Here is a 26,127-nt window from a genome sequence, read left to right as displayed (position 1 = left end):
GCTGCCCGCAACGATTCCGGTGCCCGCCGAAAATCAATATCTTGCTGCTCCCCACCCAACTTTTCACCCTCATGCCCCATTCCGCCCTCGACACCCCCGAGCTGAACCTGGAAGCTACCAGCCAATCGGCCCCGGCTACTGCGCCCGCCACCCGGCCCATGTACTACGAGTACAAGCCTGAGGAAACCGTAAAAGCCATGCACGGCACCACCCTGCGCTGTAAAACCTGGGAGGCTGAAGCGGCCCTGCGCATGCTGGAAAACAACCTCGACCCAGCCGTTTCGCTGGTCTACGACGAGCTGATTGTGTACGGCGGGGCCGGCCGCGCCGCCCGCAACTGGAAAGAGTACCAAACGATAGTCAGGACCCTCAAAAACCTGGAGCCCGACGAAACCATGCTGGTGCAAAGCGGCAAGGCCGTGGGCGTGCTGCGTACCTGGGCCCACGCCCCGCGCGTGCTCATCGCCAACAGCAACCTCGTGCCCGCCTGGAGCACCCAGGAGTATTTCGATGAGCTGGACCGGCTGGGGCTGATGATGTACGGGCAGATGACGGCCGGCTCTTGGATTTACATTGCCACCCAGGGCATTTTGCAGGGCACCTACGAAACCTTCGCGGCCGTGGCCGACAAGCACTTTGCGGGCACGCTGGCCGGTACCGTGACCGTCACGGCCGGGCTGGGCGGCATGAGCGGCGCGCAGCCGCTGGCCGTGACCATGAACGACGGCGTGTGCCTCGTCATCGAGCCGATTGACGAGCGGGTGAAGCAGAAGGTGCGCGAAGGCTACCTCGACGAGCAGGCCCGCGACCTGCCGCACGCCCTGGCCCTGTGCGAGCAGTACAAAGCCGCCCGCACCGGCTGGAGCATCGGCCTCACCGGCAACGCCGCCACTGTGCTTCCCGAACTGCTGGCCCAGGGCTATAAAGTGGACATCGTCACGGACCAGACCTCGGCCCACGACCTGCTCGACTATATCCCTGAAGGCGACATCGACGCGGTATTGCAACTGCGCAAAGATGACCCCACTGAGTTCCGCCGGCAGGCGCTGCAATCCATCATGAAGCACTGCCAGGCCATTATTGATATGCAGACCGCTGGTTCCGTGGCCCTCGACTACGGCAACAACCTACGCGGGCAGGCCGAGAAAGGCGGCCTGAAAGTGCGCGACGAGCACGGCCAGTTTCTTTATCCCGGCTTTGTGCCCGGCTATATACGGCCGCTGTTTTGCGAGGGCAAAGGCCCCTTCCGCTGGGCCGCCCTCAGCGGCGACCCCCAGGATATTTTGCGCATCGACCGTGCCCTGCTCGAAACCTTTCCCGACAACAAGATGCTGGCCCGCTGGATTGAGAAGGCCCAGGCCAAAGTGCCGTTCATCGGCTTGCCGGCCCGCGTGTGCTGGCTGGGCTACGGCGAGCGGGAGAAGTTCGGCCTGGTCATCAACGACCTGGTGGCGCGGGGCGAAGTATCGGCCCCTATCGTTATCGGCCGCGACCACCTCGACTGCGGCTCCGTGGCCTCGCCCAACCGCGAAACCGAAGGCATGCTCGACGGCTCCGACGCCGTAGCCGACTGGCCCCTGCTCAATGCCCTGGCCAACTGCGCCAGCGGCGCCGACTGGGTTTCATTGCACAACGGCGGCGGCGTGGGCATCGGCAACTCCACCCACTCCGGCATGGTAATCGTAGCCACCGGCACCCCCGAAAAAGCCGAACGATTAAAGCGGGTGCTCACCACCGACCCCGGCATGGGTATCTTTCGCCACGCCGACGCGGGCTACGAGCTGGCTCAGCAGGTAGCCGAGGAGCGTGGGGTGAAGATTCCGGGACGGGCGTAGTTATCAATTTTACTCCTTTGTGTTAATTAAACCTAAAAACAAATAAAATGCCTTCTCAAATCACGCATATAAGTGTTTTTCTTGCCTCGCCATCTGACGTTTTAGAAGAGAGAAATGCAGTCAGACAGGTAATCGATGAGTTAAATTCTATAGTAAGACAAACATCGAATATCCATTTGGATATTATCGGATGGGAAACTCATGCATACCCATCTGTCGGAATAGATGCTCAAGATGTGATAAATAATCAGATTGGTGATGATTATGATATATTCATTGGGATTATGTGGAAGAAATTCAGTTCGCCAACGGGAAGAGCAGGTTCAGGTACTGAAGAAGAATTCTTGAGAGCATATGATAGATTTAAGAATGATAAGGTGAATCCTAAGATAATGATGTATTTTAGTTCAAAAGCTATTCAGCCTGATGATATAGATCTAGATCAAATGGCTAAGGTTAAAAGTTTTAAAGGCAAGGCACAGGAATTAGGTGTGCTTCATTGGACTTTCGTAGATATAGATTCATTTCAAAAAATATTAAAAATTCATTTAACTAAACATGTGCTGGAGATTCAGTCAAAGATTCATAATTCTATTCAGTTATTGAAGAATAATGAAGAAAATATTAGTGGTAATGTGTTAGAAGGAAAGGAAATCGATGAAGACGAGGAAGGTATATTTGATTTAATGGAAATATTTTCGGATAATATGCCAGAAGTAGAAAGGGTTCTATTAAGATTAGCTGGGCACATGGAAGAATTAGGCGGGAGATTAAATGAAAAGACTTCTAGAATAGAGAGTCTTAATAAGTCTCCTAAACGTTCACCTAACAGTTATCGTCTTTTACTTGACCGTGTTGCTGATGATATAATGAATTATGTTGATATGACAAATATTGATTTGCCAAAATATCACGATCTGTTCTCTAAATCTATAGATGCTCTTTCCAATGCTTTAGCGCTTGCGGAAGCTAATGGACAAAATATTGATCGGGAAGAATTGGTTGAGTTATCAGACGCTTTGATTGATGTTAAAGATATTATTAAAAATACTGTTGGTTCTATGGTGTTTTTTCGAGAAAGTGGAAGCTCATTTCCACCCATGGCCAAAAGTGTAACAAAAGCATCTCGTCTGTTGAATAAGGCGGCAACTAATGTAATCGAGGAATTAAATATATCTGAAGGGTTGCTGGAAGGTTTACATGAAGTGGTGAATTCCATATTAGCGAGAAAAGATGGTGAATCTGGTGTGGAAGAAATTTAATAGATAAAACTGCAAGTTCTTACCCTTGGTGTTTACTAGTCAATTATAAGTGCTTTGCATCCAAAAGCAACGCCGCCTGAGCCCCGCTTTGGCGGCGTTGCGCGTTCTATGCACCCCGCCCAAAAAATCAAAACCTACACCTCCGCTGTTCAGTAACCTATACCTGCGCCGGCACATCACCGGCGCACCAACCAAAACCACGCAACTATGAACATCGGAATCATTGGCGCCGGCCACATCGGCAGCGCCCTGGCCGTGCGGCTCACCAGCCTCGGCCATTCGGTATATATCGCCAACTCCCGCGGCCCCGAGACGCTCAAGGACGTGGCCCAGAAAACCGGCGCCACGCCCGTTACGGCCGAGGAAGCCGCCCGCCACGGCAGCGACATCATCGTAGTAACCATCCCGCTGAAAAACATTCCCGACCTGCCCAAAGACCTGTTCGCCAGCGTGCCGGCCGAGGTGCCCGTCATCGACACCAGCAACTACTACCCCCACCTGCGTGATGGCAAGATTGCGGAGCTGGAAACCGGCTCGTTGACCGAAAGTGAGTGGGTGCAGCAGCACCTGGGCCGCCCCGTGGTGAAGGTATTCAACAACATCTACGCCGACCACCTGCAAAACAAGGGACAGGCCGCCGGTACGCCCGGCCGTATCTCGCTGCCCGTGGCCGGCGACGATGCCGCCGCCAAGCAAAAGGTAATGGCCCTGGTTGACGAGTTGGGCTTCGACGCCGTGGACGATGGCACCCTGCACCAGTCGTGGCGCCAGCAGCCCGGCACCCCGTCCTACGGCGCCGACCTGCCCGCCGACAAGCTGCGGGAGCATTTCGAGAGCCTTGGTACCGAGCGCACCGAGGCCCAGCACGCCGAGTACCTGGCCAACCATGCCAAGACCGAGCAGGCCATGGAAGCCCAGGGCATCAAGCTAAAATAGCCTGCTGCCCGAAGCATTTCCAAAGCCGCCGCACCGTAGCGCGAACTTAATAGTTCGCGTCTCTGCGCCGATAGCACTATCACAAAAGTGCGAAGCAGTGAAGGCACAGTAGCAAACTGAAAAGTGTCGCCTCAGGAAACTGGGGCGGCACTTTTCGTTTAAGGTGATTACCACGAAAGCACCAGTTTCAACCCCTGCGCGGGTCTCCGCGTATCCCGCAGTATGCATCCTGTCGTGCCTTGGCTACCGCTGCTATTTATCCTCGTTTTTGGAGCCTTCTGGTGTCTGGTAGTTTTCATGATATCCCGCATGGGCTGGAGCCGCCTGGCCGAGGCGTATGCCGCAACCGAAGCACCCGCCGTGTACCGGCAGACGCTGGCCCACCTGCGGATTGGGGTGGCGAAATACAACAATGCCGCCCGCATGGGCATCACCCCGCAGGGCCTTTACCTGTCTACCTGGAAAATCCTCTTCGTGGGTCACCCGCCGCTGTTCATTCCCTGGTCGGCTTTTGGGCCGGTGCAGGAAGAGACGTTTCTGTGGGTGAAAACCTACACCACCCACATCAGTTGCCCCGGCGGGGCCGTCCGCTTCCAGTTCACCAGCGACCAGCTACGGGCCGCGTTGCCCACACCGTTGAGTGCTCCGCGGTAAGCAGGGAAGTGGGTGCGTGGAATGCCTGTAGGAGGCTTTATTATTTTTATCTAGTAATACGCTGGTTGGCAGCCGCTACGTTGAAGCCCAGCGCTGTTAGGTGTTGCATCTTTAGTTCTTAGGCCATGTATAAAGTCTTCTTTACAATACTCGGCTGCCTGGCGGCCAACGTGGCCACTGCCCAAACCGACTGCTCTGCCCCCGTGCTGCAGGTGCTGCACAACGGGCAGGCCATACCAGCTACCGGCAGCACGCTGCCCGCCAGCGCGCAGATGCGCCTGGTGCCCGCTCCCGGCTGTCCGGCGGCCGGCAGCTACCGCGCCACCGGCGCCGAAGTCACCTTGGTTCGGGCCGGCCGGCCAGTGCTGCCCATCATGCTCGTATCTCAGTCCCGCCTCGACCTGCGGGCGTTGCAGCGCGTAGCCCAGCCCGGCGACCATCTTTTCATGTTCATCCCCTATGAAAACCTGCTGATAGTAGCTGCCGACGGTTCGCAGCGCCCCTACGCCAAACCCGCACCTAAGCCCGACAGGCCGAAACTAGCCCCCAACGACGCAAAAGGCGTCAGTTTCAAGTGGCTGATAGTGCCGCCGGAGTTGGGCGCAAAGTAGCGCGCGTACGTCCCGCTACAGCTTCTCGCCGCAGCGCCAGCAATACTCGGCGTCGGGGCGGTGCTCCTGGGCCTGGCACACGTGGCATATCACCTGCTTGAAAGCGGGCGGGGCGGCGGGGGTGGCGCCGGCCGGCAGCGCCATCTGGGCCGACACGATACCCGTCGGCACGGCAATGATGGCGTAGCCCATAATCATCAGCACCGATGCCAAACTCTGGCCCAGCACTGTGGCCGGCGAAATGTCGCCGTAGCCAACTGTGGTCAGCGTCACGATGGCCCAGTACACACTTTTCGGGATGCTGGTGAAGCCGTTCTGCCCGCCTTCTACCACGTACATCAGCGTGCCCACCACAATGGTGAGGGTGAAAACGGCCGTCAGGAACACCAGAATCTTGAAACGGCTAGCCCGCAGCGCCTGCACGATAAACTCGCCTTCGCCCACAAACCGGCCCAGCTTGAAGATGCGGAACACCCGCAGCAGCCGCAGTGTCCGTATCACGAGCAGGTAGCGGCTGCCGGCCAGCACCAGCGCCGCCAGCGTGGGCACGATGGCCAGGAAATCAATGATGCCGAGCAAACTCAGCGCGTAGGCCAGCGGCCGCCGCACCACCAGCAGGCGCAGCCCGTATTCCACCAGAAACAGCCCCGTAAACACCCATTCCACTACCCGCAACGCGGGCCCATACTGCGCCTCAATGCTGCGGACGCTTTCCAGCATCACGGCCAGCACGCTCAGCACGATGGCCACCAGCAGCACGATATCAAACAGCTGCCCCGCCCGCGTATCCGACTCGAAAATGATGCGGTAGGCGTTTTGCTTCCAGGCGGGCGCGTTTTCGCGGGGGCGGATATCCATAGGCGGCAGGAGGGAGGCAGATCGGCCGAGGCAGCCGGTACAGCCTTGGGCTTACGATAAAATGCCCCGGCCCGGCCGAACTGCCTGGCATGTGGCGCAGCTGCACCGAATTTGGTAGTATTGCGGCTACCTATTTCCTGATGCGTGTCAGCGTGGCGCCATCATCCATTCCTACCTACACAATGGCAGCTTATACCCTAGGCGACACCGTTCGGCTGCAGTCCGGTGGTCCGGTTATGACAATCGTGAAGCTCACCCTTAAGGAAACAACCTGTACCTGGTTTGATGAGCAGAACCGCTTGCAGGGCCCCGTCACGTTCCCGCGCGACGCCGTGCAGCATGTACCGGCCGCTTCCTCAACGGCCAAGGCATAAGCCGGGTGGTGCAGGTTCTGCGCTGAACGAATCCGGATTGTCGGCGCAGACCGCCAAGTGCTACTGGCGCCCGGCCAGCACTTCGTGCACCTGCGTCCACCGGATTTCGGGGTACCGGCCGTTGTCGAGCGGCTCAGCCAGCTTGGCCTGCCCGCTGAACATATTGTGCAGGTACTGCATGCCCTGCCACGGCGGGAATACCTCGTTGCTGGCGGGCATCAGCGCTTTCGTAACCTTTATTATCTTGGCAAAGGCTCCTAGCCCGCCTACCCGAAACAGCTTGAACGGCTGCCCCGTCGCCCGCGCCGCCGCCGCCTGCAGCCCCCGGATGCTGGCCACCTCGCCTGCCACGCGCAGGTAGCGCGGCGTGGTAGGGTCGAGGGCCGCGGCGGCCGTAAATTCGGCGGCGTTGCTCATGGTCGTGAAGTCCAGCGGCTGGTCGGCGTCGCCCCAGTACACCACGCGCTTCGGGCCCGGCAGCACCACGGGCGCCTGCCCGGTCAGCAGGTCCATGAACATGCCGTTGAGCACGGATGTGGCCTGAATGGGCGCCTGCTCCAGTCGCCGCTGAAACTCCCGCCGCAGATCGAAGTTACGGTTCGAGCCGTCGGGCAGCCGCGTAAAATCGGCCGAATAATCGGAGGGGATGAAGCGCGGCACGCCGGCGGCTACGGCCGCGTCGAGCAGCTGCGTCTGGGCATCCACAATTACCTCCCGCAGCCCCGAAAGCGCCGATACCACGCAACTTGCCCCGACGCAGGCCTCTGTAAGAGCCGTTGGATCGGAGTAGTCGGCGGCTACCACTTCCACGCCTTGCAGCCGCAGCGAAGTCGCCTCGGCCCCGGCTACTGCGCCGGAGCGCACCAGGGCCCGCACCGCGGCGCCGCGCTGGCGCAGGAAGTGGGCAATCAGCAAACCCAGCTGCCCGGTAGCGCCGGCCAGCACGATGAGTGGCTTATCGGGAGAGGAAGGAGCCGCAGCGGCAGGTTGTGAGGTAGTAGCCATTCGGGTGTCAGAAGAGGTCGGAGTGAGGCCGTAATACCCGGTTGCGCCCCCGAAGGTTATGCTGGCTGGTAGCCGGCCAGGGTACAAGGTGCCGATAAGGCCGGCCTGTCTACGGTTTAGCTTGTTTTCGCTCCTGCAAATCGGTACTTTCAGAGTTGCGGCGGGCTGCTGCTGTAGTCTGCTGCGGTATGCACCATATTGTCTATCAGAGCATGGCCGTAGGGCACCCCACCACTGCTGCTCTCCGGCAGCTGCTCAGATAGGCGCGGGCCAGCAACCGCCAACTAGGCTTTACGGGGCTGTTGCTCTTCAGCAACGACAACTATCTACAGGTGCTCGAAGGCGAGCCGCATACTACGGAGGCGCTGTTTAGCCGCATCGAAGCCGACCACCGTCACACTGGCATCCAGGTGCTTTCCAACGGCTTCATTCAGCAGCGCATCTTCCCCGAGTGGTCTATGGGCTTTCAGCCGCTTTCCGGGGAGGATTTCGTTCGGCTGACCGGCTACATCAACCCCCACCGCTCCGACTTTCTCGACCAGCACCTGCCCGCAATGGACGACGGCATGCTGTACCTGCTCCGCTCGTTTGTGGTGGAAGACGGCTGGCAGTTTTGACACGTATTGCCGAGCTGGAATGCTGTCCGGCTGCTGCCATGACTCCGCCGTTTTCGGTTTTAAGGGAGGGGGAGAGGTTGAGCGCGGCGGCTATTTTGGCGAATAGCGGCAGGAAAGGAAAAAACCTCGAAAATGCCTTTCTGGCTGCTGAATGGCGGAAATGAGAACAAGACAGACTAGCAAAATCAGGATCTGCAGCACCAGTAACCTACCCACCAAGCCTCTGCTTCTGTGCCGAGGTCCGGCGGAATGAAAATAAGCCCTATATTTACATCGTTAAAGGCAAATAGCCTCGTACCGCTACCATTGATTCGCTATGCTGAATTATTGTAGAGTTTCGTTGCCGGTTGCTTCATTTCCTTTCATTTCCTAAGCATCATGTCAACAGGAACAGTAAAATTCTTCAATGAAACCAAAGGCTTTGGTTTCATCAACGACGCCGCCACCGGCCAGGACGTATTCGTTCACGTAACCGGTCTGATCGACGAAATCCGCGACAACGACAAGGTTGAGTTCGAGGTAGAAGAAGGCCGTAAAGGTCTGAACGCTGTGAAAGTACGCCGCGCGTAGTTTCCCTCACCGCCTATAGAAAAAGGAGCATGCCACCCGGCATGCTCCTTTTTTTGTGTTGCTGGGTTGCGTAAGCCTCTTTGTAGAATCTCTGCGCTAAAGCCATTGCTGCCAAGCCTTAAGGGCAGCCAGCGCCCGAAGCGGCGCTGGCTGCTCCTGTAGCCTACCGCTCCAGCACCAGCCGCTGCACGGCCACTGCCGCCCCCGACTGCACCCGCACGAAATACGTGCCGGCCAGTAGCTGAGTGGTGGGCAGGATATAGCTGCTGCCCGCAAACCGGGCAGTGTGTACCAGTCGGCCGGTCAGGTCGAAAACCTGTACTTGGCTGCTGGCGGCCGGGGCGGCGGCCAGGGCCAGGCGCACCGGGCCTGTGGCGGGGTTGGGGTACAGGGCCAGGGCAAATGCCGGCTTGGCGCTGGCGGTGCTGTTGACGGTGGCCGCGCGCAGCTGCAGCATCCAGGTGCCGTTGGGCGCCAGCGCGGGCAGAGTGGCCGTCCAGTTGCTGAAGCCACCTTGCGCGTCTACCACCACGGTGCCGGCTGCCTGGCCGCTGTAGAGGTCCGTCACCTGGTAGGTGCCGGCCGCCAGCGTGGAAATGCCCAGCGACAACGCCGGAGTGCTGGCCGCGGTGCCGCTCAGGTTGGTGGCTACCACCGTGGCCTGCTGCTCATACACCCGCGCATAGGCCATTACTGCCGGTACCGAGGCGGCGGCCGGCAGATAGTAGCCTTTGCGTAGCGTTTCGTGCGTGGTGCGCAGGGCAATCAGCTTCTTGTAGTGGTTGAGCAGCGAAGCCGGATCGGCCTGGGCGCTGGCGACGTTGAACTGGCGGTAGTTGGCGTTGAGGGCGCGCCACGGAGTGCCCGTGGTGAAGCCGCCCTGGGTGCCCGCCGTCCACTGCATCGGGCGGCGCTTGTCTTCGTCGGGGCCGGTGCCGGCCATGCCCAGCTCTTCGCCATAGTACAGAAACGGCACGCCCGGCATGGTCAGGTACAGGGCCGCTGCCTGCTTCATGCGGGCCGGGTTGCTGCCCAGCACATCGAAAACGCGGTTCTGGTCGTGGTTGGTGAGGAAGGTGGCGTACTGCAGCTTGGGGTAAAGCGTGTTGACGAGGTTGAGCTGCGTGCGCAGGCCGGTGGCGCTGCCCTGGTTGACGGCGTTGATGATGCTTTCGGCCAGATCAAACTCAAAGCACAGGTCCAGCCGGTCGTTGCTGACGTAGGGCACCACCAGGCGGGTGTTGCTCCAGGCTTCGCCCACCGTCAGGGCCGCCGGGTTTACGGCCCGCACGGAGTCGTGAAATTCTTCCAGCGTCGCCAGGGTTTCGGGCGTGTCCAGCAGCGTAGTGCCGTCTTCTACCAGATACTTCACGGCGTCGAGGCGGTAGCCGTCCACGCCTTTGCGCAGCCAGAACCGGCTGACGTCCCACATGGCGGCCCGCACCTGGGGGTTGCGCCAGTTCAGGTCGGGCATTTCGCTCCAGAACAGGGCGTAGTTGTAGCTGCCGCCGCGCGGGTACCACACCGTCTGGCCCCAGGGGCCCAGGTAGCCCGGGTTGGTGCTCGACCACCGGTACCAGTCGCGTGTGGGGCTGTTGGCGTTGCCGACGGCCTGCGTAAACCACGGATGCCGGCTGGAAGAGTGGTTGAGCACCAGGTCGATGATGACCTTGATGCCACGCTGGTGGGCGGCGGCCAGAAATGCCTCAAACTCGGCCATGCTGCCGTAGTCGGCTTCGGTGGCCTTGTAGTCGCTCACGTCGTAGCCGTGGTAGCTCGGCGACTCCATCATGGGCATCAACCAGATGCCGGTCACGCCCAGGTCGGTGGTAGTGGCGGGGTTGCCGTCGTTGAGGTAGTCCAGCCGCTGGGTCATGCCCACGAAGTCGCCTTTGCCGTCGCCGTTGCTGTCCTGGAAGCTGCGCACCAGAATCTCGTAGAATACGGCGTCGTTCCACCAGTGCGTGGCGTAGTTGGTGCCGGGCTGCCCGCCGCTGCACGGCGCGCACGACCCGAAGCAGAAGGCGGGCGTAGTCGTGGCGGCCGTGGTGGCGTCGAGCACGCGGGTGAGGGTGCCGGCGGCGTCGGGGGTGCCGCAGGCGGCGGGCACGGTTTCGGCGGCAGCCAGCGTGCTGCCGTTCACGAAGCGGTACTGAAAGCGGCCGGGGGCAGGCAGCGAAATCTGCGCCTCAAAGATGCCGTCGTTGTTGTCGTCGCGTAGGGGCAGGGCAGTGGGGTCGTCGTTAGCGCCGTAGCCGGCCAGGGTCTGGAAGTTGCCCACCACATGCACGCCGCCGGCCGCTACGGTCTGGCCGTTCATGTCCACGGCAAAGCGTACCTGAGTGGCGCAGTCGCCGAAGGCCACGATGGGCAGACGCACGGCCGTGCCACCCACCACCACCTGCCGGTTTACGTTGCCGCCGCCATCAGCGAGGCCGCAGTCGGCGGGTACCAGCTCGGCGCCGCCCCAGGTGTCGCCGTTCACAAACTTGTAGAGATACACGCCGGCCGGCACCGTCACGGTTGCTTCCCAGATATGGTCGCCGTCGGGGTCGGTGAGGGCCGTGGTGGCGGGGTTCCAGTTGGCCGGAAACCCGGCCGGAGCCTGGAAGGTGCCCGCTACGTGCACCCCGCCCGCGGGCACCGTGCGCGTCCCCAGGTCTACCCGAAAGGTGAGCTGGCCGGCCTGCGCCCTGGCAAAGCCCAGCAGCAGCGTGAAAAGAAGTAAAAGGTGTTTCATAGGAATTTTATCAGAGACGAATCATAAAGGTACACCCTCGTGCTCCTTACTGCTTCGCAACGGATGCCATTCCCAGAAAATTAGCCGACGGCAACTGCCTAGCTGGTATTCAGAACGTTCAGACTGGTTTAGTTGCTGCTTAGTGGTTGCTGGTCAGCCACTCCTGCGCCGCTAGCTCGTCGACGAACAGCTGTACGCGAAACGGAAGGTTGTCGTAGTGCGAAGGTAGGGGAGTGTCTTCTTGCCCTTCGATGTCGGCCAGTAGCATCGGTGACACCAGATAGGCTAAGTAGGTCAGCTTACCAGGTTGGTCGCCAGCCTGCGGAAAGAACGTGGTCAGCATCTCAGGCTCGTATGTATTGTGGCGGCGCAGGTCAATGAGCCAGTGCTGGCAGCCGTGTTGGTTGGCGGCGTCCAGCATCAGGGCGTAGGCCTCCTGGGCCTCGGTGGGCGCCAGCGGGCGCAGAATCCGGTTGATAATGAAGCAGACATCATCCCGATAGGTGAGGTCGAGAAAGTCGCGGGCGGGTAAGGCGTGGTACATGCAGGAAGAACGTGAGGGACTATGCTCTACGGGGTGGGAGGCGCATAGTTCAGCGGGTTTGGGGGCGGGGCTGCATATTTACAGCCCTCACCTCTTATTCCTTCCAGATGCAGTCTGCTTCTACCGTGCTGATGGTGCGCCCGGCCAGCTTCGGCTTCAACCCCGTAACCGCGCCTTCCAATTCGTTTCAGCAGTTTATGGCCGGACACACGCCCGCCGAGCTGCAGGCCCGGGCCGTAGCGGAGTTCGACGCGGCCGTGGCGCAGCTGCGGGGGCACGGCCTGCGGGTGCTGGTGTTCGAGGACGCACCCTCGCCCGCCAGGCCCGACGCCGTGTTTCCCAACAACTGGCTCACGCTGCACGCCGACGGCCGGGTGCTGCTCTACCCCATGTGCGCCCCCAACCGCCGCCTGGAGCGCCGCCCCGACCTGGTAGCCGCGCTGGCCCAAGAGTTTGCCGTGACGGAAGTGCTAGACTACTCAGCGCGGGAAGAGCAGGCCGTGTTTCTGGAAGGCACCGGCAGCATCATTTTCGACCACGAGCACCGCGTGGCCTACGCCGGCCTGTCGCCCCGTACCGATGCGGCGCTGCTGGCGGAGGTGTGCGCCGAGCTGGGCTACCGGCCGGTGGCGTTTCGGGCGCAGGACGCGCAGGGGCAGGAAATCTACCACACCAATGTGCTGCTGAGCATCGGGCCGGGGTTTGCGGTGGTGTGCCTGGAAAGCATCCGCGCCGCTGCCGAGCGCGCCGCCGTGGTGGCCTCGCTGCAGGAAACCGGCCACGAAATCGTGGACATTACGCTGGCGCAGGTGGCGCGCTTCGCCGGCAACATGCTGGCGCTGCAGCCCGCCGCCGGCCCGGCGCTGCTGGCCCTTTCGCAAAGCGCCCACGACGCCCTCACGCCCGCCCAGCGCCACACGCTGAGCGCTTACGCCACGCTGCTGCCGCTGCCCATCCCCACCATCGAAACGATAGGCGGCGGCAGCGTGCGGTGCATGCTGGCTGAGGTGTTTCTGCCGGAGCGGGTATAAGTAGGTGGGGTGGAGTTGGGAAAGGCAACACCGAACGTCATAACGCAGAACGTCATAATACAGAACGTCATTCCGAGCGGAGCGAGGAATCTCGCGTGCTGACGTTGGGATTACTACCACAACATCAGCACGCGAGATTCCTCGCTCCGCTCGGAATGACGTTCTAAGGTTAAAGGACGTTCTGAGGTTATCTGCCAGCCTGTTGCGAGGCGGGCTCTACCAACCCCAGCACCTTGCTGGTGCGGGCCCGCACTTCGGCTACCAGCTCGGGCTTGGTGGCCAACGACTGCCCGAACGAGGGCAGCATCTCATGGAATTTCTGCTGCCACTCCGGCGAGGCGGCCTGCTGCGGGAAGCACTTCTGCACCAGATGTACCATGATACTGACGGCCGTAGAGGCGCCGGGCGAAGCGCCCAGCAGCGCCGCAATGGAGCCGTCGGCGCTGGTGACTACCTCGGTGCCGAATTCCAGCACGCCGCCCTGCTTTTCATCTTTCTTGATAACCTGCACGCGCTGGCCGGCCACGGCCAGCTCCCAGTCCTGCGACTTGGCCTCGGGCAGATACTCGCGCAGAGCCGCCACCCGATCCTGCGGCGACTGGCGCACCTGCTGGATGAGGTACTTGGTGAGCGGCAGGTTTTTCAGGCCCGCCATAATCATGGGGCGCAGGTTACTGAGCTGGATGGAGCCGGGCAAATCGAGGTAGGAGCCGGTTTTCAGGAATTTGGTGCTGAAGCCGGCGTAGGGCCCGAACAGCAGTTCCTTGCGGCCGTCAATCATGCGTGAGTCGAGGTGGGGCACCGACATAGGCGGCGAGCCGACGCTGGCTTTGCCGTAGACCTTGGCGTCGTGGCGGGCAATGACGGCGGGATTGGTGCACTTCAGCCACTGCCCGCTCACCGGGAAGCCCCCGAAGCCGTCGGCCTCCGGAATACCCGACTTCTCAAGCAGCGGCAACGAGCCGCCGCCGGCCCCGATGAACACGAACCGGGCCCGCACTTTCATCGTCTGGCCGGTGGTGCGGTCTTCGGCTTTCACGCTCCAGGTGCCGTCGTCTTTGCGGCGCAGCTTCTGCACGTCGTGGTGGAAGTGCATGGTCACGCCGGGCTTTTCCTGCAGCAGATAGAACATGCCGCGCGTGAGCGAGCCGAAGTTCACGTCGGTGCCCAGGTCCATGCGGGTGGCGGCCACGGGCTGCTGCGGGTCGCGGCCCTCCATCACCAGCGGCATCCAGGCGCGCAGCTCGGCGGGGTCGGTGCTGAACTCCATGCCCTCGAACAAGGCCGACTGCGTAAGGGCCGCGTGGCGTTTGCGCAGGTACTCCACGTTTTCCTCGCCCCACACGAAGCTGATGTGCGGAATGTGGTTGATGAAGCGCTGGATTTCCTTGACGCTGTACTGCTCGGTAAGGTAGGCCCAGAACTGCTTGCTTTCCTCGAACTGCTCGGCAATTTTGAGGGCCTTGCTGATGTCGATGGTGCCGTCGGGCTTTTCGGGCGTGTAGTTCAGCTCGCAGAAGGCCGAGTGGCCGGTGCCGGCGTTGTTCCAGGCGTCGGAGCTTTCGGCGGCGGCCACGTCGAGGCGCTCCAGGATGGTGATGGTCAGGCTGGGGTCCAGCTCCTTAAGCATCAGCCCCAGCGTGGCGCTCATGATGCCGGCCCCAATCAGGACGACATCGGTAGTAGTAGTGTTGGTAGTAAGGTCGGAGGCAGGTGTGCTCATGAGGATAGAGACGGAAACAGCCGCCCGGCGCAGACGCAACAGCGCGCTGCCGCCCGAGCGGCCCGGATACGGTACGTGCGGAGGCCGGAAAAAGGTATTGCCGGGCTGGGTTTAGCCCTGCAGGGCGCGCCACTCGTGCTCGAGCATACTCATTTCGATGAGGCTCCAGTACTCGCCTTCGTAGCGCAGAATGTCGCGCGAGAGGCCTTCCTGCTGCATGCCGGCCTTCTCGTAGCAGCGGATGGCGGCCGTGTTGAAATCGTACACGCCCAGGTCGATGCGGTGCAAGCCCAAGTCTTCGAAGCCGATGCGCAGGATGGCCTGCATCATGCCCTGGCAGATGCCGCGCCGCCGCGCCGTGCTGTTGCCGACCAGCACCCGGCTGATGCGGGCGGCGCTGTTTTTGCGGCTGATGCCGCCCAGCGAAATGTGGCCCACCACCTCACCGGTCTTGGTTTCGATGGCCTTATACACCAGCGCGTCGGAGGTGGCGGGGTCGTTGGTGTCTTCGAGGTACCAGGCCAGCTTGTCTTCGGTGAGGGGAAAGCTAAACAAAGAGCCCGACCAGTTCATAAGCAGCTTAGGATCGGTAATCCAGTCGATAAGCTGCGGAAAGTCGGCCGGGGTGAAGTATTCGAGTCGGATCATGAAATAAGCAGGAAAAAAGCCGTCTGGCGAGGTCGGCCAGCGCAGCGGCCACGCGAAGGTAAGGCGGCAAGCGGGCGGATTGTTCAGCTTGCTTCGCCCGTGCCGGATTATTCTGCGCAGCGGTAGAATAGTAAAAGCCGATGGCTCGATAATGCAATAACGGCGCTGCCCCACGTTACCTTATCACTCCGCGCTATACGCCTCTGCTATGTTGCCGAAATATCTGCTGCTCCCATTGGCGCTGCTCGCCGCCGCCTGCCATTCTGATGCGCCGGCTGCCACCACTGTGGCCCACACCAGCCCCGATCCGGCGGCGGCGGCCGAGTATGGGCCGCGGGTGGCTGAGTTGGCAGCCCAGCGCACGGCGCTGGCGGCGCGCTACCGGCAGGCCCGCACGGCCGCGCAGAAAGCGGCGGTGCTGCAACAGGCCCGGCAGCTGCTCGTGGCCAGCCTCGATACCGTTATCTGGCCGGCGTGGTACGGCACGCCGTGGGCGTTCTACGGCACCACCCAGCAACCGCAGCAGAATTCCATTGCCTGCGGCTACTTCGTGACAACCACCCTGCGCGACGCCGGCCTGCGCCTAAACCGGGTGGCGCTGGCCAAAACCACTTCCGAAAAGCTGATCCAGAACCTCACCGACGAAGCCCACATCCGGCGCTACCGCCTCGTGCCCCAGCGGAGCTTCGTGGCGCAAATGCAACAACTCGGCGACGGTTTGTATATCGTGGGGCTAGACTTCCATGTGGGGTTCTGCGGGTGACGGGCCAAGAGGTGCGGTTCATTCACTCCACGTATCTAGACGAAGGGCAAGTGGTAAATGAGGATGCTACTACTTCTGTGGCTTTACGTTCCAAATACCGCGTGGTAGGCCGTATTTCCGCTGATGAGCACCTGCTGAAAAGCTGGCTAAAAGGGCACAACTTTGTTTGCAAAAATATAAATGCTAGGTAACGAGATTTTCCACAAGTATAATTATAGAATCTTGGCATAATGATATGTTGGCATTAATAAATAATACTTAAAAACCAATATGGCAATGGGTAAACTGCGTAGCACAAGGCAGAAATTTCTAGGCATATTTGTAGCCTCTTGGAAGAACATAGTTCCTGCGCTATTTCCTATTATGGGAGGTATGTTTCTTGCAATGAGAATGTAATGCAGTATTCAGTTTTCAGAACTGCCTGCTGAGTACTGCGCTGCTACCCTGCCACACCTAATTTTATCGAAGCCAGTGCCTGACTGATTTATTCCGTCGGTATGGTCGTGTTTTGCTCTGTCTATTGGTCCCGCTGGTGTTTCTTTTGAATAGTAGTATTTAGTACATAATCAAGATGCGCTGCTGCCCGGCACTTCTCTCCTCCCTGATAGTACAAGCGGCCTCTGCCGCGGCGAAATACAGGCGCGCCGCCATTTCAGCAGCAGCGAGCAGTATTGTGATTGTGGCACCCGCGACCCATAGAGCCCGGGTAGCAGCGGTATTCGCCGGTGACTTGCATGGCCCACTGGCCGGTACCTGAGACTCATACGACAAAGCATTGTATCTACCCGCGAAGGGTTTCTTTCCTCCATCTTCTTTCCCAAACCATCTTTATGGACCCTTTTGTAGGCGAAATTCGCCTGATGCCTTACACTTTCACGACCAATAACTGGGCAGCCTGCCAGGGCCAGTTGCTTGCCATTCGCTCCTACACGGCGCTGTTTTCGCTGCTGGGCACGCGCTACGGCGGTGATGGACAAAACACCTTCGGTTTGCCCGACCTGCGCGGCCGCGCCATCGTGGGCATGGGCCAGGGGCCGGGCTTGTCACAATACCCGCAGGGTACGGCCACGGGTATGGAAAGCGTTACGCTGAAGCCGCTGGAACTGGCCATGCACAGCCACGGCCTAACGGCTCCGGTGGCCGCCAATAGCGCCCGTGGCACTGCCAGCACGCCCCAAAGCAACTTCTATGCTTCGACGGCGCCGAACGCCGAGCAGTACGGCTCTGAGCCCGATAACGGCAACATGGCCAACCTGCTCAGCGGTACTACGGCCCCGGTAGGCGGCAACCAGCCGCACGAAAACCGCATGCCCTTCCTAGGGCTCGCCTACTGCATTGCCCTGCAAGGCGTGTTCCCGCCGCGCCCATAAGGCGCGCCTTCCTCTTATCTTCTCAAGCTACCGCGCATGTCAACTCCTTACATCGGCGAGATTCGGGCCGTCGCCTTCAACTACGCGCCCGAGGGCTGGGCTTTCTGCAACGGCCAGAGCATGGCCATTTCCGAGTACGATACCCTGTTTACCCTAATCGGCACGACCTACGGCGGCGACGGGCAAACCACCTTCAACCTGCCCAACCTGCAGAGCCGGCTGGTCGTGGGCTGCCAGGGCGGGTCCGCCGGGCCGGGCCTGAGCGCGTACCCGCTGGGCGCGCAGGCCGGCACCGAAAACGTGACGCTGAACACCACCAACGTGCCGCCCCACCAGCACCCGTTTGCCTCGAAGATGGCGGCCGCCTCCGGTGGCACGCTCACCGCCGACCCTAAAGGTGCCTACCCCGCCCCTAACCCTGCGGCCCCTTACACCACTGCGGCGGGCGAAAACCAAACGCTCAGCCCCAATGCCATCAGCGGCATTGCCCAGCCCAATCCGGGCAGCCAGCCCCACACTAACATTCAGCCCGTGCTGGCGCTGAACTACATCATCAGCCTGTACGGCATTTACCCACCTCAGCAGTAAGCAAGCGGCTGAATTCCCTCATCTCTCTTCTGACTTTTCCTCATGGACGAACCATACCTCGGCGAGATTCGCATCATTTCCAGCAGCTACGCGCCCAAAGGCTGGGCCTTCTGTAACGGCCAGCTGCTGCCCGTCAATTCCAATCAGGCCCTGTTTTCGCTGCTGGGCACCCAGTTTGGCGGCAACGGCCAGTCGACCTTTGCTCTGCCCGACCTGCGCAGCCGCGTTCCGGTGGGCACCGGCCAGCTACCGGGCGGCTCCAGCTACGTGCAGGGCATGGCGGCCGGCAACGAGGCGGTGTCGCTGACGGTCAACCAGATTCCGACCCATACCCACGCCTTTACCGGCACGCTGCAAACCTCGGCTGAAGTAGAAGAAACCAGCCCCGTGGGCGGCTTTCCGGCCAAAGGCGCGGCACAGCAGTACAGCGCCGGCCCCGGTGACACCACCATGCTGTCGGGCCCCTTGGCAGGCAGCACGGGCGTAACGGGCAACGGCCAGGGCCACGAAAACCGCATGCCGGTGCTGGCCCTCAACTACGTTATTGCGCTGGTGGGCATGTACCCTTCGCGCTCCTGATTCCGCCCGTCCGACAACCACCCGGCGCGGCCTGCCCTGCTGTTTTGGCCGGGGCTGCGGCGGGTGGTTATGCGGTTTTGCCCCCTTGCCCTCTGCTTTTTCCTTTTCCTTTCCCAATTGCAATGCGCGTAGCCGTCATCATCAGCAGCCTACTGGGCTGGCCCCTACTTCAGGACCTGCTCGCGCAGGGCGTGGTAGCCGGCGTGGCGGTGCCCGCCAGTGGCCGCGAAGAAACCGAACAGATTCACCAGTGGCTGACGCAGGCCGGCATGGCCCCGCGCCGGTTGTCGCGGGCCGGGCTGGCCGAGGAGCTGACCAGCTGGCTCACGGCCCTGCAGCCCACGGCCGCGCTGGTTCTCACCTTTCCCTGGCGCATTCCGGCCGCCGTGCTGGCGGTGCCGCCTCAGGGCTTTATCAACGTTCATTTCGCGGCGCTGCCCGACTACCGCGGCCCGGAGCCCACGTTCTGGCAGCTGCGCAACGGCGAAGCGGCCGGGGCCGTGACGGCCCACCGCATGGAAGCCGATTTCGATACAGGCCCGGTGCTGGCGGCAACGCCCGTGCCCATCGGGCCGCACGACACCCACGGGCTGCACCGCGCCCAGCTGGCCCTGGCCGCCGTGGCTACGGGCCGGGCGCTGCTGGAGGCTCTGCGCACGGGTGCCCCCGGCCACCCGCAGGACGAGGCCGCGGCCCGCTACTGGCCGCGCCCCTCCCTAGCCGACCTGTGCATCGTCTGGCAGGAACCGGCCGAGGCCATTGCTCGACTGGTACGGGCCGCCAACCCCTGGAACCGCGGGGCCCTGGCCGCCCTGCGCGGGCAGCCGCTACGCGTTCTGGGCGCTACGCCCCGGCCCGAAACCGTGGACGCGGCACCCGGTACCGTGGTGCTGGCCACGCCCGGCCAGGCCCTACTAGTCGCCTGCGGCGCGGGCCAGGTACTTCAACTTGACATGGTAGCCCTTGAAGAGGGCTTTTTCACGGGTGGTCAGCTGGCAAACCTGGGTATTCAGCCCGGAGAAGTGCTGGGTACATTGCCGGCTACGGCCGCCGCGGTGCTCCCGCAAGTCCAACTGACTTAACCCCTTATCTTTGAAGGCTGTTTGCCCCGCTAACCGGGCTGGCAGCACGCACGAACACTTTTTTGGAGACATCTATGAGATTCAAACCACTACTATTTTGTCTGTTTCTGCTCACTACGCTGGGGGCAAGGGCCCAGACCCTGCTGCAACAGCAGTCATTTGAAGAAACGGGCACCGACTTGCTGCCGGCCAACGGCTATACCGCATCAGCCATAAATTCGGGTGGTAGCACCAATGTTTACTTTAAACGGTCCCAGGTGCCGGTAGCTGGCTGGCTGGCCTCGTCGAACGTGACGGGCGTTAGCGGTACAGCGGCCAATCCTGCCGGCTCCTGGCTCTGGGCGGCGGAGGGCGTCAATCGTAATGCGTCGCCGGGTGCGAAATCAGTCACGCTGAATCCGCTCAACGTAACCGGCAAAAGCGGCCTGTACGTGGTGGTAGCTATGGCTGATGCCAATAGCTCGGTATCCTGGGAAAAAGCTGACCAGATCCGGGTGCAGTACCGCTTTGAAGGAACGGGCAACTTTATCACCATCTGGCAGTTTGTGGGCAACAACCCCACCAATCCTGACCGTTTACAGCAGGATAAGTCACCGCTTGACGGAACCGCCGATGCAGGCGGCCCCATTCTGACCCAGGCCCTGACTGACTATCGGTTTGACATTCCAGCCACGGGCAACAACCTGGAGGTGCGGGTAGAGCTGGACTTCGAAGGCTTCAGCGAGGAGTTTGCCTTCGACAACATTCGGGTGTACGGGGCTGCCGCCGCAAGCGGTGCGCCGGTGCTGGCCGGCATCGAAGGCTCACCACTGGCCTACACCGAGGGCCAAACCGCTACGCAGATTACCAGCGGCCTGACGGTAGCTGACGCGGACAACGCGACGCTGAGCAGCGCCACGGTTCGCATCAGCTCCGGCAATAACAGCAGCGAAGACCGTCTGGCCTTCACCGGCGACGGCACGACCGGCAACATTGCCGCCGCCGCTTACAACTCCGCCACCGGCACCCTGGCGCTTACCTCGGCCGGCTCGACGGCTACGCTGGCGCAGTGGCAGAGTGCCCTGCGGAAGGTTACGTACCAGAATATTGACGCGGCCGACGCTTCGACCGCGCCGCGGACGGTAGCCTTCACCGTAACCGACCCCTCGGGCACGGCGTCCAATACCCAGTCCCGCTCCATCAGCATTAGCGCGGGGCTGGACCCGATTGGCCCGCTGCCCTACATCGTGACGTTTGAAGAAACCGACGGGGAAGGCAAACTTTACCAGAGCAACACCTTCGTTGCTTCCCCCGGGATTCAGTTCCTGCGCACGACCAGCAACCCCCACAACACCGGGGGAAACAACAGCCCGACCACGTTTAGCGGCCTCAGCGGCTCGGGATACTGGTTCGGCGAAAACACGGCGCAGACCGACAACCCTTCGGCGGTGAAGAACGGTACGCTCACGACCCGACAAATCAGTGCTACCGGGCTCACCGGCATCAACTTCGCCATCCGCCTGGGTGCTAGCACCGCCTCCACCACCTGGCAGACCACCGACTACTTCAAGCTGTACTACCGTACGGGCGGCTCGGGTGCCTGGACGGCGTTTGCCTCCTGGCGGGGCACGGGCACCGGCGTCGGCGGAGCCGGCGTAATGCGCCAGGACACGAACCCGGATGCTGCGCCCGGCTCGGCGGCCCCCACCGGCACCCAGCTGACGACGGCCCTGAGCACCTTCAACTTCCCCCTGCCGGCCCTAAGTGGGCAGTCGATTGTGGAGTTTCAGCTGGTGCTGGTTAACGCGAGCAGCAACAACGACTTTGCCTTCGACCAGATTGAAGTAACGGCCTCGCCGGCGGTAACCACCGCCGCGGCCAGCAGTATCACTGCCACCAGCGCCGTGCTGGGCGGCAACGTCACCTCCGACGGCGGTGCCACGGTGACCGGCCGCGGCGTGGTGTACAGCAGCACCAACCCCACCCCCACCGTGGGCGGCGCAAATACCACGACGGACGCCAATGGTACGGGCACGGGCACGTTCTCGGAAACCATTGCGGGACTCACGGCCGGCACCACGTACTACGTGGCCGCCTACGCCACCAACACGGCGGGCACCAGCTATGGCGTGGTACGAAGCTTCACTACCCCGACGACGGTCGTGTCCATCGTGCGGGCCGACGCTAACCCGAACAACGCCGCCAGCGTGCGGTTCACGGTAACGTTTGCCAACCCCGTAACGGGCGTGAACACCAACAACTTCGGCTTAACGTTTACGGGCAGCTTCACTACCTTCGGCAGCGTGTCGAGCGTATCGGGCTCGGGCACCACCTACACGGTAACGGTGAATACCGGCACGGGTGACGGCACCATCAAGCTGACTATGCCCAACGCCACCGGCATCACGCCCGGCGTGAGTAACTTGCCCTTCACCGATGGCCAGACCTACGACATCGACAAAACCCGACCCACGGTAGCAGTCAGCAGCACAGCCGGCACCAGCGGCAGCACGACCACCACCACGCCAATTCCGTTCACGGTGACCTTCTCGGAAAACGTGAGCGGCTTCGTGGCCGGTGACGTGACCGTGATAAACGGCTCAATTACGGGCAACGCTGTTAACGGCACCAGCCCCGGCACCGTTTACACCTTCACGGTAACGCCCGCCACGGCTGGCACCGCTACCACGGTAGCCGTACCCGCCAACGTAGCGCAGGATGCGGCCGGCAACTTTAACACCGCCGCCCCCGCATCGTACAGCATCACCTACAACCAACCCAGCACTACGGTAGCGTCGGTGACGCGCCTCTTGCCCTCACCCACGGCCACGACTCAGGTAAGATATCGGGTAGTCTTCGCGGCCAGTATAACGGGCATAACCACCAGCAACTTCAGCCTGACGACCAGCGGCCTGACGGGTGCTGGCATCAGCAGCGTATCGGGTTCGGGCACTACGTACACGGTGACGGCGAACACCGGCACCGGCAACGGCACGCTGACTTTGAACGTGCAGAACGGTACCGGCATTTCGCCCACGGTGACCAACGTGCCCTACACCAGCGGCGAGCAGTACAGCATCATCAAGAGTTTCGCGGCGGCCCCGCAGTTGTCGTTGCGGGGAGCAGGCTCGCCCACCGGCAACAACGATGTGACGGCCTTCGTGGACCTAGTGCAGGTGGTACTGAGCGGCACGAGCACGACCGTGACCAACGGCCTGCAGAACGGCAGCTTTGAAACCAATAACGTCTCGGCGGGCAGCTTCCTGTACCAACAAGATGGTGTTACCGCCACACCCTGGACGTTTAGCACCCAGGCCGGCGTGTCGCGCAACGGTGCCGGCGGCTTCGGGTCGACGGCACCGGCCGGGGGCGGCGACGCGGTAGCCCTGCTGCAATCCTTCAACGGTACCAACGGCAGCATTGCGCAAAATCTGGCCGTGCCTACGGGCAGCTACCAGGTGAACCTGACGGCCGTTCAGCGCACCAACCAGACCAGCGACCAAGTGGTGAACATGTTCCTCGTGGAAGGCGGCAATACCGTGTTCATTGGCAGCTTTGAGCCGGCTACCACGTACCAAGCCTTCACCTCGGCCGCGTTCAGCGTGACGGCTCCGGCCCTGACGGCCACCGTCAGCAGCACGGCCGCCGCCACGGATGGTACCACCGTTACCTCGCCAATTCCATTCTCGGTGAGCTTCTCGCAGAGCGTGGGCACCAGCTTTACCGATGCCGACGTGACCGTAACGAACGGCACCGTGACTACCGGCAGCTTCAGCGGCAGCGGCGCGGGGCCCTATACCTTTACCGTGACGCCCACCACCTTCGGCACCGCCACTACGGTGAGCCTAGCGGCCGGTGTGGCCCAGGATGCCAACAACACCCTGAACTCGGCCAGCAACGCGTACAGCGTTACCTACAACCAGCCTCAGACGGCTTCCCCGGTTGTTACCGTCCCATCCAACGGCGGCACGACCAATAGCACCCCTAACTCCTTCGGCTCGGCCGTAGTCGGCAGCACGGTACGGGTGTACATCGACGGCGTGCAGGTGGGCGCGGCCGTCACCCCCAACTCGAGCGGCGCCTGGATCCGGACCTACTCCGGCCTGCCGGCCCAGACCAGCGGCACCCACACGATATACGCCACGGCCCAGCTTCCGGGTCAGCTGGTGAGTGCGCCCAGCCCCACCAACACGTTCACGGTGCAGGTACCCGCTACCTATAGCAGCAGCGCGGCCGCACAGGCCAGCACGGCGCGCGTGGTAGCAGGCAGCACCAACCAGGCTATTCTGCAGGTTGCCATCGTCATTGGGGGCGGGCCGGATGCGCCGATTAGCGCCACCTCGTTCACGTTTACCACGAACGGCAGTACTAGCCCGGCTGATATTGCTGCGGCCCGCGTGTACTACACCGGCACCAACTCCACCTTCGCTACTACCAACCAGTTCGGCTCCGCCACGGCCAACCCCAACGGCAGCTTTACCATCACAGGAACCCGGCAGCTGGTCACCGGCACGAACTACTTCTGGCTGGTGTACGACGTGGCCGCTGGCGCGACGAACGGTAACGTACTCGACGCCACCGCGCCGAGCTTCACTCTGTTCGACGGCTCATTCCCGAGCACTAGAAACCCCAGTAACCCGGCCCCGGCCGGCAACCGCCAGATCGTGCGGAGCACTCGCGTGGCAGGCACCGCACTGCGCTTCAGTGGGGATGCCACCCCAGGCTACGTGGACTTCAGCGCCAGCACCAGTCCGGCCCCGACGCTGAATACCGGCACCGGCGGCGCGTACTCGCAGGTGGCGTGGATCAAGCCGGCCACTGGCACGGGTAACACCACGTACTACGTGCTGGGCAACGGCACCGGCAACTCGGCCGCGCCCTACATTTACGTGACCGGCAACGGCCGCCTTGGGGCAGGCTTCGGCACGGGCAGCGCCGCGTTCAGTGTGCAAACCGGCCCCAACACCGTCTCGGCCGGTGAGTGGCACTACGTGGGCGCTACCTACACCGGCGCCACACTCACCATTTACCTTGATGGAGAGAACGTCGGCAGCATCGGCGCCAGCGGCACCCCGGCTGCCACCCGCGTCAACTTCATCGGCAACAATGCCGCCTCAGCCAGCAACAACTTCCCCGGCGACATCGATGAAGTCAGCCAATGGAGCCGCGCGCTGGGTCAGATCGAGTTCCGCCGGATGCGCCACCTCACGCTCACCGGCACGGAACTGGGCCTGGTGTCGTACATGCAGTTCAACGACAGCGGCACCACGACCCTCGACGTCCTCGCCAACGCCACCGGTACGCTCACGGGTGCCACGCGCGTGACCAGCACCGCTCCGGTGAGTTCGGGCACGTTCAACCTGCAGGTGGTAGCGGCTAACACGATCTACAACTTCCCGGGTACCAACGTCAGCATGGCCTTTACAGGCGTTACGGGTAGTTCCGAAACTGTCGTTTTCCGCCTCGACGGCCAGCCCCTGGGCACTCAGCCCAGCGCCGTTGGTTTGCAGCGCACCTACACGCCAGCTTACTGGATTGTGAATAAGTACACCGGCGGTACTTTCGCCTCGGCCAACGTGACGTACACGCTCACGCCGGCCGACATCAGCGCTGCCGATGCGGCTACGCCCGCTAACCTGAAGCTTTTCAAGCGTGAGAGCAACGCCGACGGTGCCTTCGACGCCCCGATTTCGGCGACGGCGGCCAACGCCACGGCCGGGACCGTGACGTTTCCGGTCACCTCGTTCAGCCAGACCGTTATTGGCACCTTCGGCTCTTCGCCGCTGCCCGTGGAGCTGGTGCGCTTCGACGCCAAAGCCCAGGACGCGGATGGCCTGCTAGCCTGGACAACTGCTCAGGAGAAAAACAGCGCGTATTTCGAGGTGGAAAGCAGCACCGATGGCAAGGATTTCCGGGCCATTGGCCGCGTAGCCGGGCAGGGCACCACCGCCCAGCGCCACGAGTATGAGTGGCTGGACCGGAATCTGAGCCGCTATGCTGCGGCCATAGTATACTATCGTTTGCGCCAGGTAGACAACGATGGTACGGCCAGTTTCTCGCAGGTGCGTACAGTAGCCGTTGCGGAAGCATTGCGCACCAATCTGGCCCTGTATCCAAACCCTGCCAGCCGCCGCACGCACCTCACCGGGGCGCGGGCCAACTCGGCAGTGCAGGTGTTCGACGCCCTCGGCCGACTGGTGTTCACAGCTCAGGCTGATGCCGCCGGCCAAGCTACACTCACGCTGCCAGAAGGCCTGCCAGTGGGGGTGTACGTGGTGCGTACCGGAGCCCAGGCGCAGCGCCTGATAGTAGAGTAGGGGCAGGGAGCAGCGTGAATGCTGCTCAGGCTCATAAAAAA

20 protein-coding genes and 1 pseudogene are annotated in these 26,127 nt (G+C 61.8%); 15 read left to right on the top strand and 6 right to left on the bottom strand.

Annotated elements, in window-relative coordinates:
- The first annotated feature begins 71 nt into the window (after nt 1-71).
- The 5 genes from hutU (at nt 72) to N008_RS01245 (ending at nt 5,298) form a co-directional block, all read left to right on the top strand.
- Nucleotides 72-1,835, top strand: a complete 1,764-nt coding sequence (gene hutU, locus N008_RS01260) for a urocanate hydratase (RefSeq protein ID WP_197062924.1) — start codon at nt 72-74, stop codon at nt 1,833-1,835.
- 47 nt (nt 1,836-1,882) lie between these two features.
- Nucleotides 1,883-3,097 (top strand): hypothetical protein, encoded by a 1,215-nt coding sequence (locus N008_RS22875; protein ID WP_156108949.1) that lies wholly within the window; start codon nt 1,883-1,885, stop codon nt 3,095-3,097.
- Nucleotides 3,098-3,256: 159 nt separating this feature from the next.
- Nucleotides 3,257-4,033 carry an NADPH-dependent F420 reductase gene (locus tag N008_RS01255; protein ID WP_262489713.1) on the top strand — a complete coding sequence of 259 codons (777 nt, stop codon included), beginning with the start codon at nt 3,257-3,259 and terminating at the stop codon, nt 4,031-4,033.
- 297 nt (nt 4,034-4,330) lie between these two features.
- Entirely contained in the window at nt 4,331-4,687 is a 357-nt protein-coding gene (locus tag N008_RS01250) for a hypothetical protein (RefSeq protein WP_156108948.1), read from the top strand.
- A gap of 125 nt (nt 4,688-4,812) precedes the next feature.
- On the top strand, nt 4,813-5,298 hold the full coding sequence (locus N008_RS01245) for a hypothetical protein (protein WP_044013151.1): 486 nt from the start codon (nt 4,813-4,815) through the stop codon (nt 5,296-5,298).
- Nucleotides 5,299-5,313: 15 nt separating this feature from the next.
- Here N008_RS01245 and N008_RS01240 read toward each other — a convergent pair whose 3' ends face one another.
- Nucleotides 5,314-6,156 carry an ion transporter gene (locus N008_RS01240; RefSeq protein ID WP_044013149.1) on the bottom strand — a complete coding sequence of 281 codons (843 nt, stop codon included), beginning with the start codon at nt 6,154-6,156 and terminating at the stop codon, nt 5,314-5,316.
- A 182-nt stretch (nt 6,157-6,338) separates the two neighbouring features.
- Between N008_RS01240 and N008_RS01235 the strand changes: the two genes are divergently transcribed.
- Nucleotides 6,339-6,530 carry a DUF2158 domain-containing protein gene (locus tag N008_RS01235; RefSeq protein ID WP_197062923.1) on the top strand — a complete coding sequence of 64 codons (192 nt, stop codon included), beginning with the start codon at nt 6,339-6,341 and terminating at the stop codon, nt 6,528-6,530.
- A 60-nt stretch (nt 6,531-6,590) separates the two neighbouring features.
- Here N008_RS01235 and N008_RS01230 read toward each other — a convergent pair whose 3' ends face one another.
- Nucleotides 6,591-7,535 (bottom strand): NmrA family NAD(P)-binding protein, encoded by a 945-nt coding sequence (locus N008_RS01230; protein ID WP_052381062.1) that lies wholly within the window; start codon nt 7,533-7,535, stop codon nt 6,591-6,593.
- Nucleotides 7,536-7,810: 275 nt separating this feature from the next.
- On the opposite strand from N008_RS01230, the pseudogene N008_RS01225 reads away from it, so the two are divergent.
- Both N008_RS01225 and N008_RS01220 read left to right on the top strand, forming a co-directional pair.
- Nucleotides 7,811-8,152 (top strand): annotated as a pseudogene (locus N008_RS01225) (BLUF domain-containing protein); the annotation flags it as partial.
- A 378-nt stretch (nt 8,153-8,530) separates the two neighbouring features.
- Nucleotides 8,531-8,722, top strand: coding sequence for a cold-shock protein (locus N008_RS01220; protein ID WP_044013145.1), 192 nt, complete (start codon nt 8,531-8,533; stop codon nt 8,720-8,722).
- A 163-nt stretch (nt 8,723-8,885) separates the two neighbouring features.
- Here N008_RS01220 and N008_RS21160 read toward each other — a convergent pair whose 3' ends face one another.
- Both N008_RS21160 and N008_RS01210 read right to left on the bottom strand, forming a co-directional pair.
- Entirely contained in the window at nt 8,886-11,462 is a 2,577-nt protein-coding gene (locus N008_RS21160) for an alpha-amylase family glycosyl hydrolase (protein WP_052381060.1), read from the bottom strand.
- 139 nt (nt 11,463-11,601) lie between these two features.
- Nucleotides 11,602-12,006 (bottom strand): hypothetical protein, encoded by a 405-nt coding sequence (locus N008_RS01210; protein ID WP_044013143.1) that lies wholly within the window; start codon nt 12,004-12,006, stop codon nt 11,602-11,604.
- Nucleotides 12,007-12,113: 107 nt separating this feature from the next.
- On the opposite strand from N008_RS01210, the gene ctlX reads away from it, so the two are divergent.
- Nucleotides 12,114-13,037 carry a citrulline utilization hydrolase CtlX gene (gene ctlX, locus N008_RS01205; protein WP_044013141.1) on the top strand — a complete coding sequence of 308 codons (924 nt, stop codon included), beginning with the start codon at nt 12,114-12,116 and terminating at the stop codon, nt 13,035-13,037.
- Nucleotides 13,038-13,224: 187 nt separating this feature from the next.
- On the opposite strand, the gene N008_RS01200 is transcribed toward ctlX, so the two are convergent.
- Together N008_RS01200 and N008_RS01195 are read right to left on the bottom strand one after the other, a co-directional pair.
- Nucleotides 13,225-14,760, bottom strand: a complete 1,536-nt coding sequence (locus N008_RS01200; RefSeq protein ID WP_044013140.1) for a malate:quinone oxidoreductase — start codon at nt 14,758-14,760, stop codon at nt 13,225-13,227.
- Between the two features lie 111 nt (nt 14,761-14,871).
- Complete coding sequence (locus N008_RS01195; protein WP_044013138.1) at nt 14,872-15,408, bottom strand: GNAT family N-acetyltransferase; 537 nt, start codon at nt 15,406-15,408, stop codon at nt 14,872-14,874.
- A 208-nt stretch (nt 15,409-15,616) separates the two neighbouring features.
- Between N008_RS01195 and N008_RS01190 the strand changes: the two genes are divergently transcribed.
- The 6 genes from N008_RS01190 to N008_RS01165 all read left to right on the top strand — a co-directional run bounded on the left by N008_RS01190 (nt 15,617) and on the right by N008_RS01165 (nt 26,086).
- Nucleotides 15,617-16,171 (top strand): hypothetical protein, encoded by a 555-nt coding sequence (locus N008_RS01190; RefSeq protein ID WP_044013136.1) that lies wholly within the window; start codon nt 15,617-15,619, stop codon nt 16,169-16,171.
- Nucleotides 16,172-17,001: 830 nt separating this feature from the next.
- Nucleotides 17,002-17,541: a phage tail protein gene (locus tag N008_RS01185; protein WP_044013134.1), complete on the top strand. Its 540-nt coding sequence runs from the start codon at nt 17,002-17,004 to the stop codon at nt 17,539-17,541.
- Nucleotides 17,542-17,577: 36 nt separating this feature from the next.
- Nucleotides 17,578-18,129 (top strand): phage tail protein, encoded by a 552-nt coding sequence (locus N008_RS01180; protein WP_044013131.1) that lies wholly within the window; start codon nt 17,578-17,580, stop codon nt 18,127-18,129.
- A gap of 42 nt (nt 18,130-18,171) precedes the next feature.
- Complete coding sequence (locus tag N008_RS01175) at nt 18,172-18,708, top strand: phage tail protein (protein WP_044013130.1); 537 nt, start codon at nt 18,172-18,174, stop codon at nt 18,706-18,708.
- A 122-nt stretch (nt 18,709-18,830) separates the two neighbouring features.
- Entirely contained in the window at nt 18,831-19,790 is a 960-nt protein-coding gene (locus tag N008_RS21155) for a methionyl-tRNA formyltransferase (protein WP_052381059.1), read from the top strand.
- A gap of 74 nt (nt 19,791-19,864) precedes the next feature.
- Nucleotides 19,865-26,086, top strand: coding sequence for a LamG-like jellyroll fold domain-containing protein (locus tag N008_RS01165; protein ID WP_081910538.1), 6,222 nt, complete (start codon nt 19,865-19,867; stop codon nt 26,084-26,086).
- The last annotated feature ends 41 nt before the right edge of the window (nt 26,087-26,127 follow it).

It is taken from the genome of Hymenobacter sp. APR13 (assembly GCF_000737515.1).
In the GTDB taxonomy this organism is placed as follows: domain Bacteria; phylum Bacteroidota; class Bacteroidia; order Cytophagales; family Hymenobacteraceae; genus Hymenobacter.
This window is presented reverse-complemented; position numbering and strand designations above follow the sequence as displayed.

Excerpts from the sequence above, each read along its gene's own strand:
- hutU (WP_197062924.1), top strand. The coding sequence starts at position 72 with ATGCCCCATTCCGCCCTCGACACCCCCGAGCTGAACCTGGAAGCTACC.
- N008_RS22875 (WP_156108949.1), top strand. The coding sequence starts at position 1,883 with ATGCCTTCTCAAATCACGCATATAAGTGTTTTTCTTGCCTCGCCATCT.
- N008_RS01250 (WP_156108948.1), top strand. The coding sequence starts at position 4,331 with ATGATATCCCGCATGGGCTGGAGCCGCCTGGCCGAGGCGTATGCCGCA.
- N008_RS01245 (WP_044013151.1), top strand. The coding sequence starts at position 4,813 with ATGTATAAAGTCTTCTTTACAATACTCGGCTGCCTGGCGGCCAACGTG.
- N008_RS01240 (WP_044013149.1), bottom strand. The coding sequence starts at position 6,156 with ATGGATATCCGCCCCCGCGAAAACGCGCCCGCCTGGAAGCAAAACGCC.
- N008_RS01235 (WP_197062923.1), top strand. The coding sequence starts at position 6,339 with ATGGCAGCTTATACCCTAGGCGACACCGTTCGGCTGCAGTCCGGTGGT.
- N008_RS01230 (WP_052381062.1), bottom strand. The coding sequence starts at position 7,535 with ATGGCTACTACCTCACAACCTGCCGCTGCGGCTCCTTCCTCTCCCGAT.
- N008_RS01220 (WP_044013145.1), top strand. The coding sequence starts at position 8,531 with ATGTCAACAGGAACAGTAAAATTCTTCAATGAAACCAAAGGCTTTGGT.
- N008_RS21160 (WP_052381060.1), bottom strand. The coding sequence starts at position 11,462 with ATGAAACACCTTTTACTTCTTTTCACGCTGCTGCTGGGCTTTGCCAGG.
- N008_RS01210 (WP_044013143.1), bottom strand. The coding sequence starts at position 12,006 with ATGTACCACGCCTTACCCGCCCGCGACTTTCTCGACCTCACCTATCGG.
- ctlX (WP_044013141.1), top strand. The coding sequence starts at position 12,114 with ATGCAGTCTGCTTCTACCGTGCTGATGGTGCGCCCGGCCAGCTTCGGC.
- N008_RS01200 (WP_044013140.1), bottom strand. The coding sequence starts at position 14,760 with ATGAGCACACCTGCCTCCGACCTTACTACCAACACTACTACTACCGAT.
- N008_RS01195 (WP_044013138.1), bottom strand. The coding sequence starts at position 15,408 with ATGATCCGACTCGAATACTTCACCCCGGCCGACTTTCCGCAGCTTATC.
- N008_RS01190 (WP_044013136.1), top strand. The coding sequence starts at position 15,617 with ATGTTGCCGAAATATCTGCTGCTCCCATTGGCGCTGCTCGCCGCCGCC.
- N008_RS01185 (WP_044013134.1), top strand. The coding sequence starts at position 17,002 with ATGGACCCTTTTGTAGGCGAAATTCGCCTGATGCCTTACACTTTCACG.
- N008_RS01180 (WP_044013131.1), top strand. The coding sequence starts at position 17,578 with ATGTCAACTCCTTACATCGGCGAGATTCGGGCCGTCGCCTTCAACTAC.
- N008_RS01175 (WP_044013130.1), top strand. The coding sequence starts at position 18,172 with ATGGACGAACCATACCTCGGCGAGATTCGCATCATTTCCAGCAGCTAC.
- N008_RS21155 (WP_052381059.1), top strand. The coding sequence starts at position 18,831 with ATGCGCGTAGCCGTCATCATCAGCAGCCTACTGGGCTGGCCCCTACTT.
- N008_RS01165 (WP_081910538.1), top strand. The coding sequence starts at position 19,865 with ATGAGATTCAAACCACTACTATTTTGTCTGTTTCTGCTCACTACGCTG.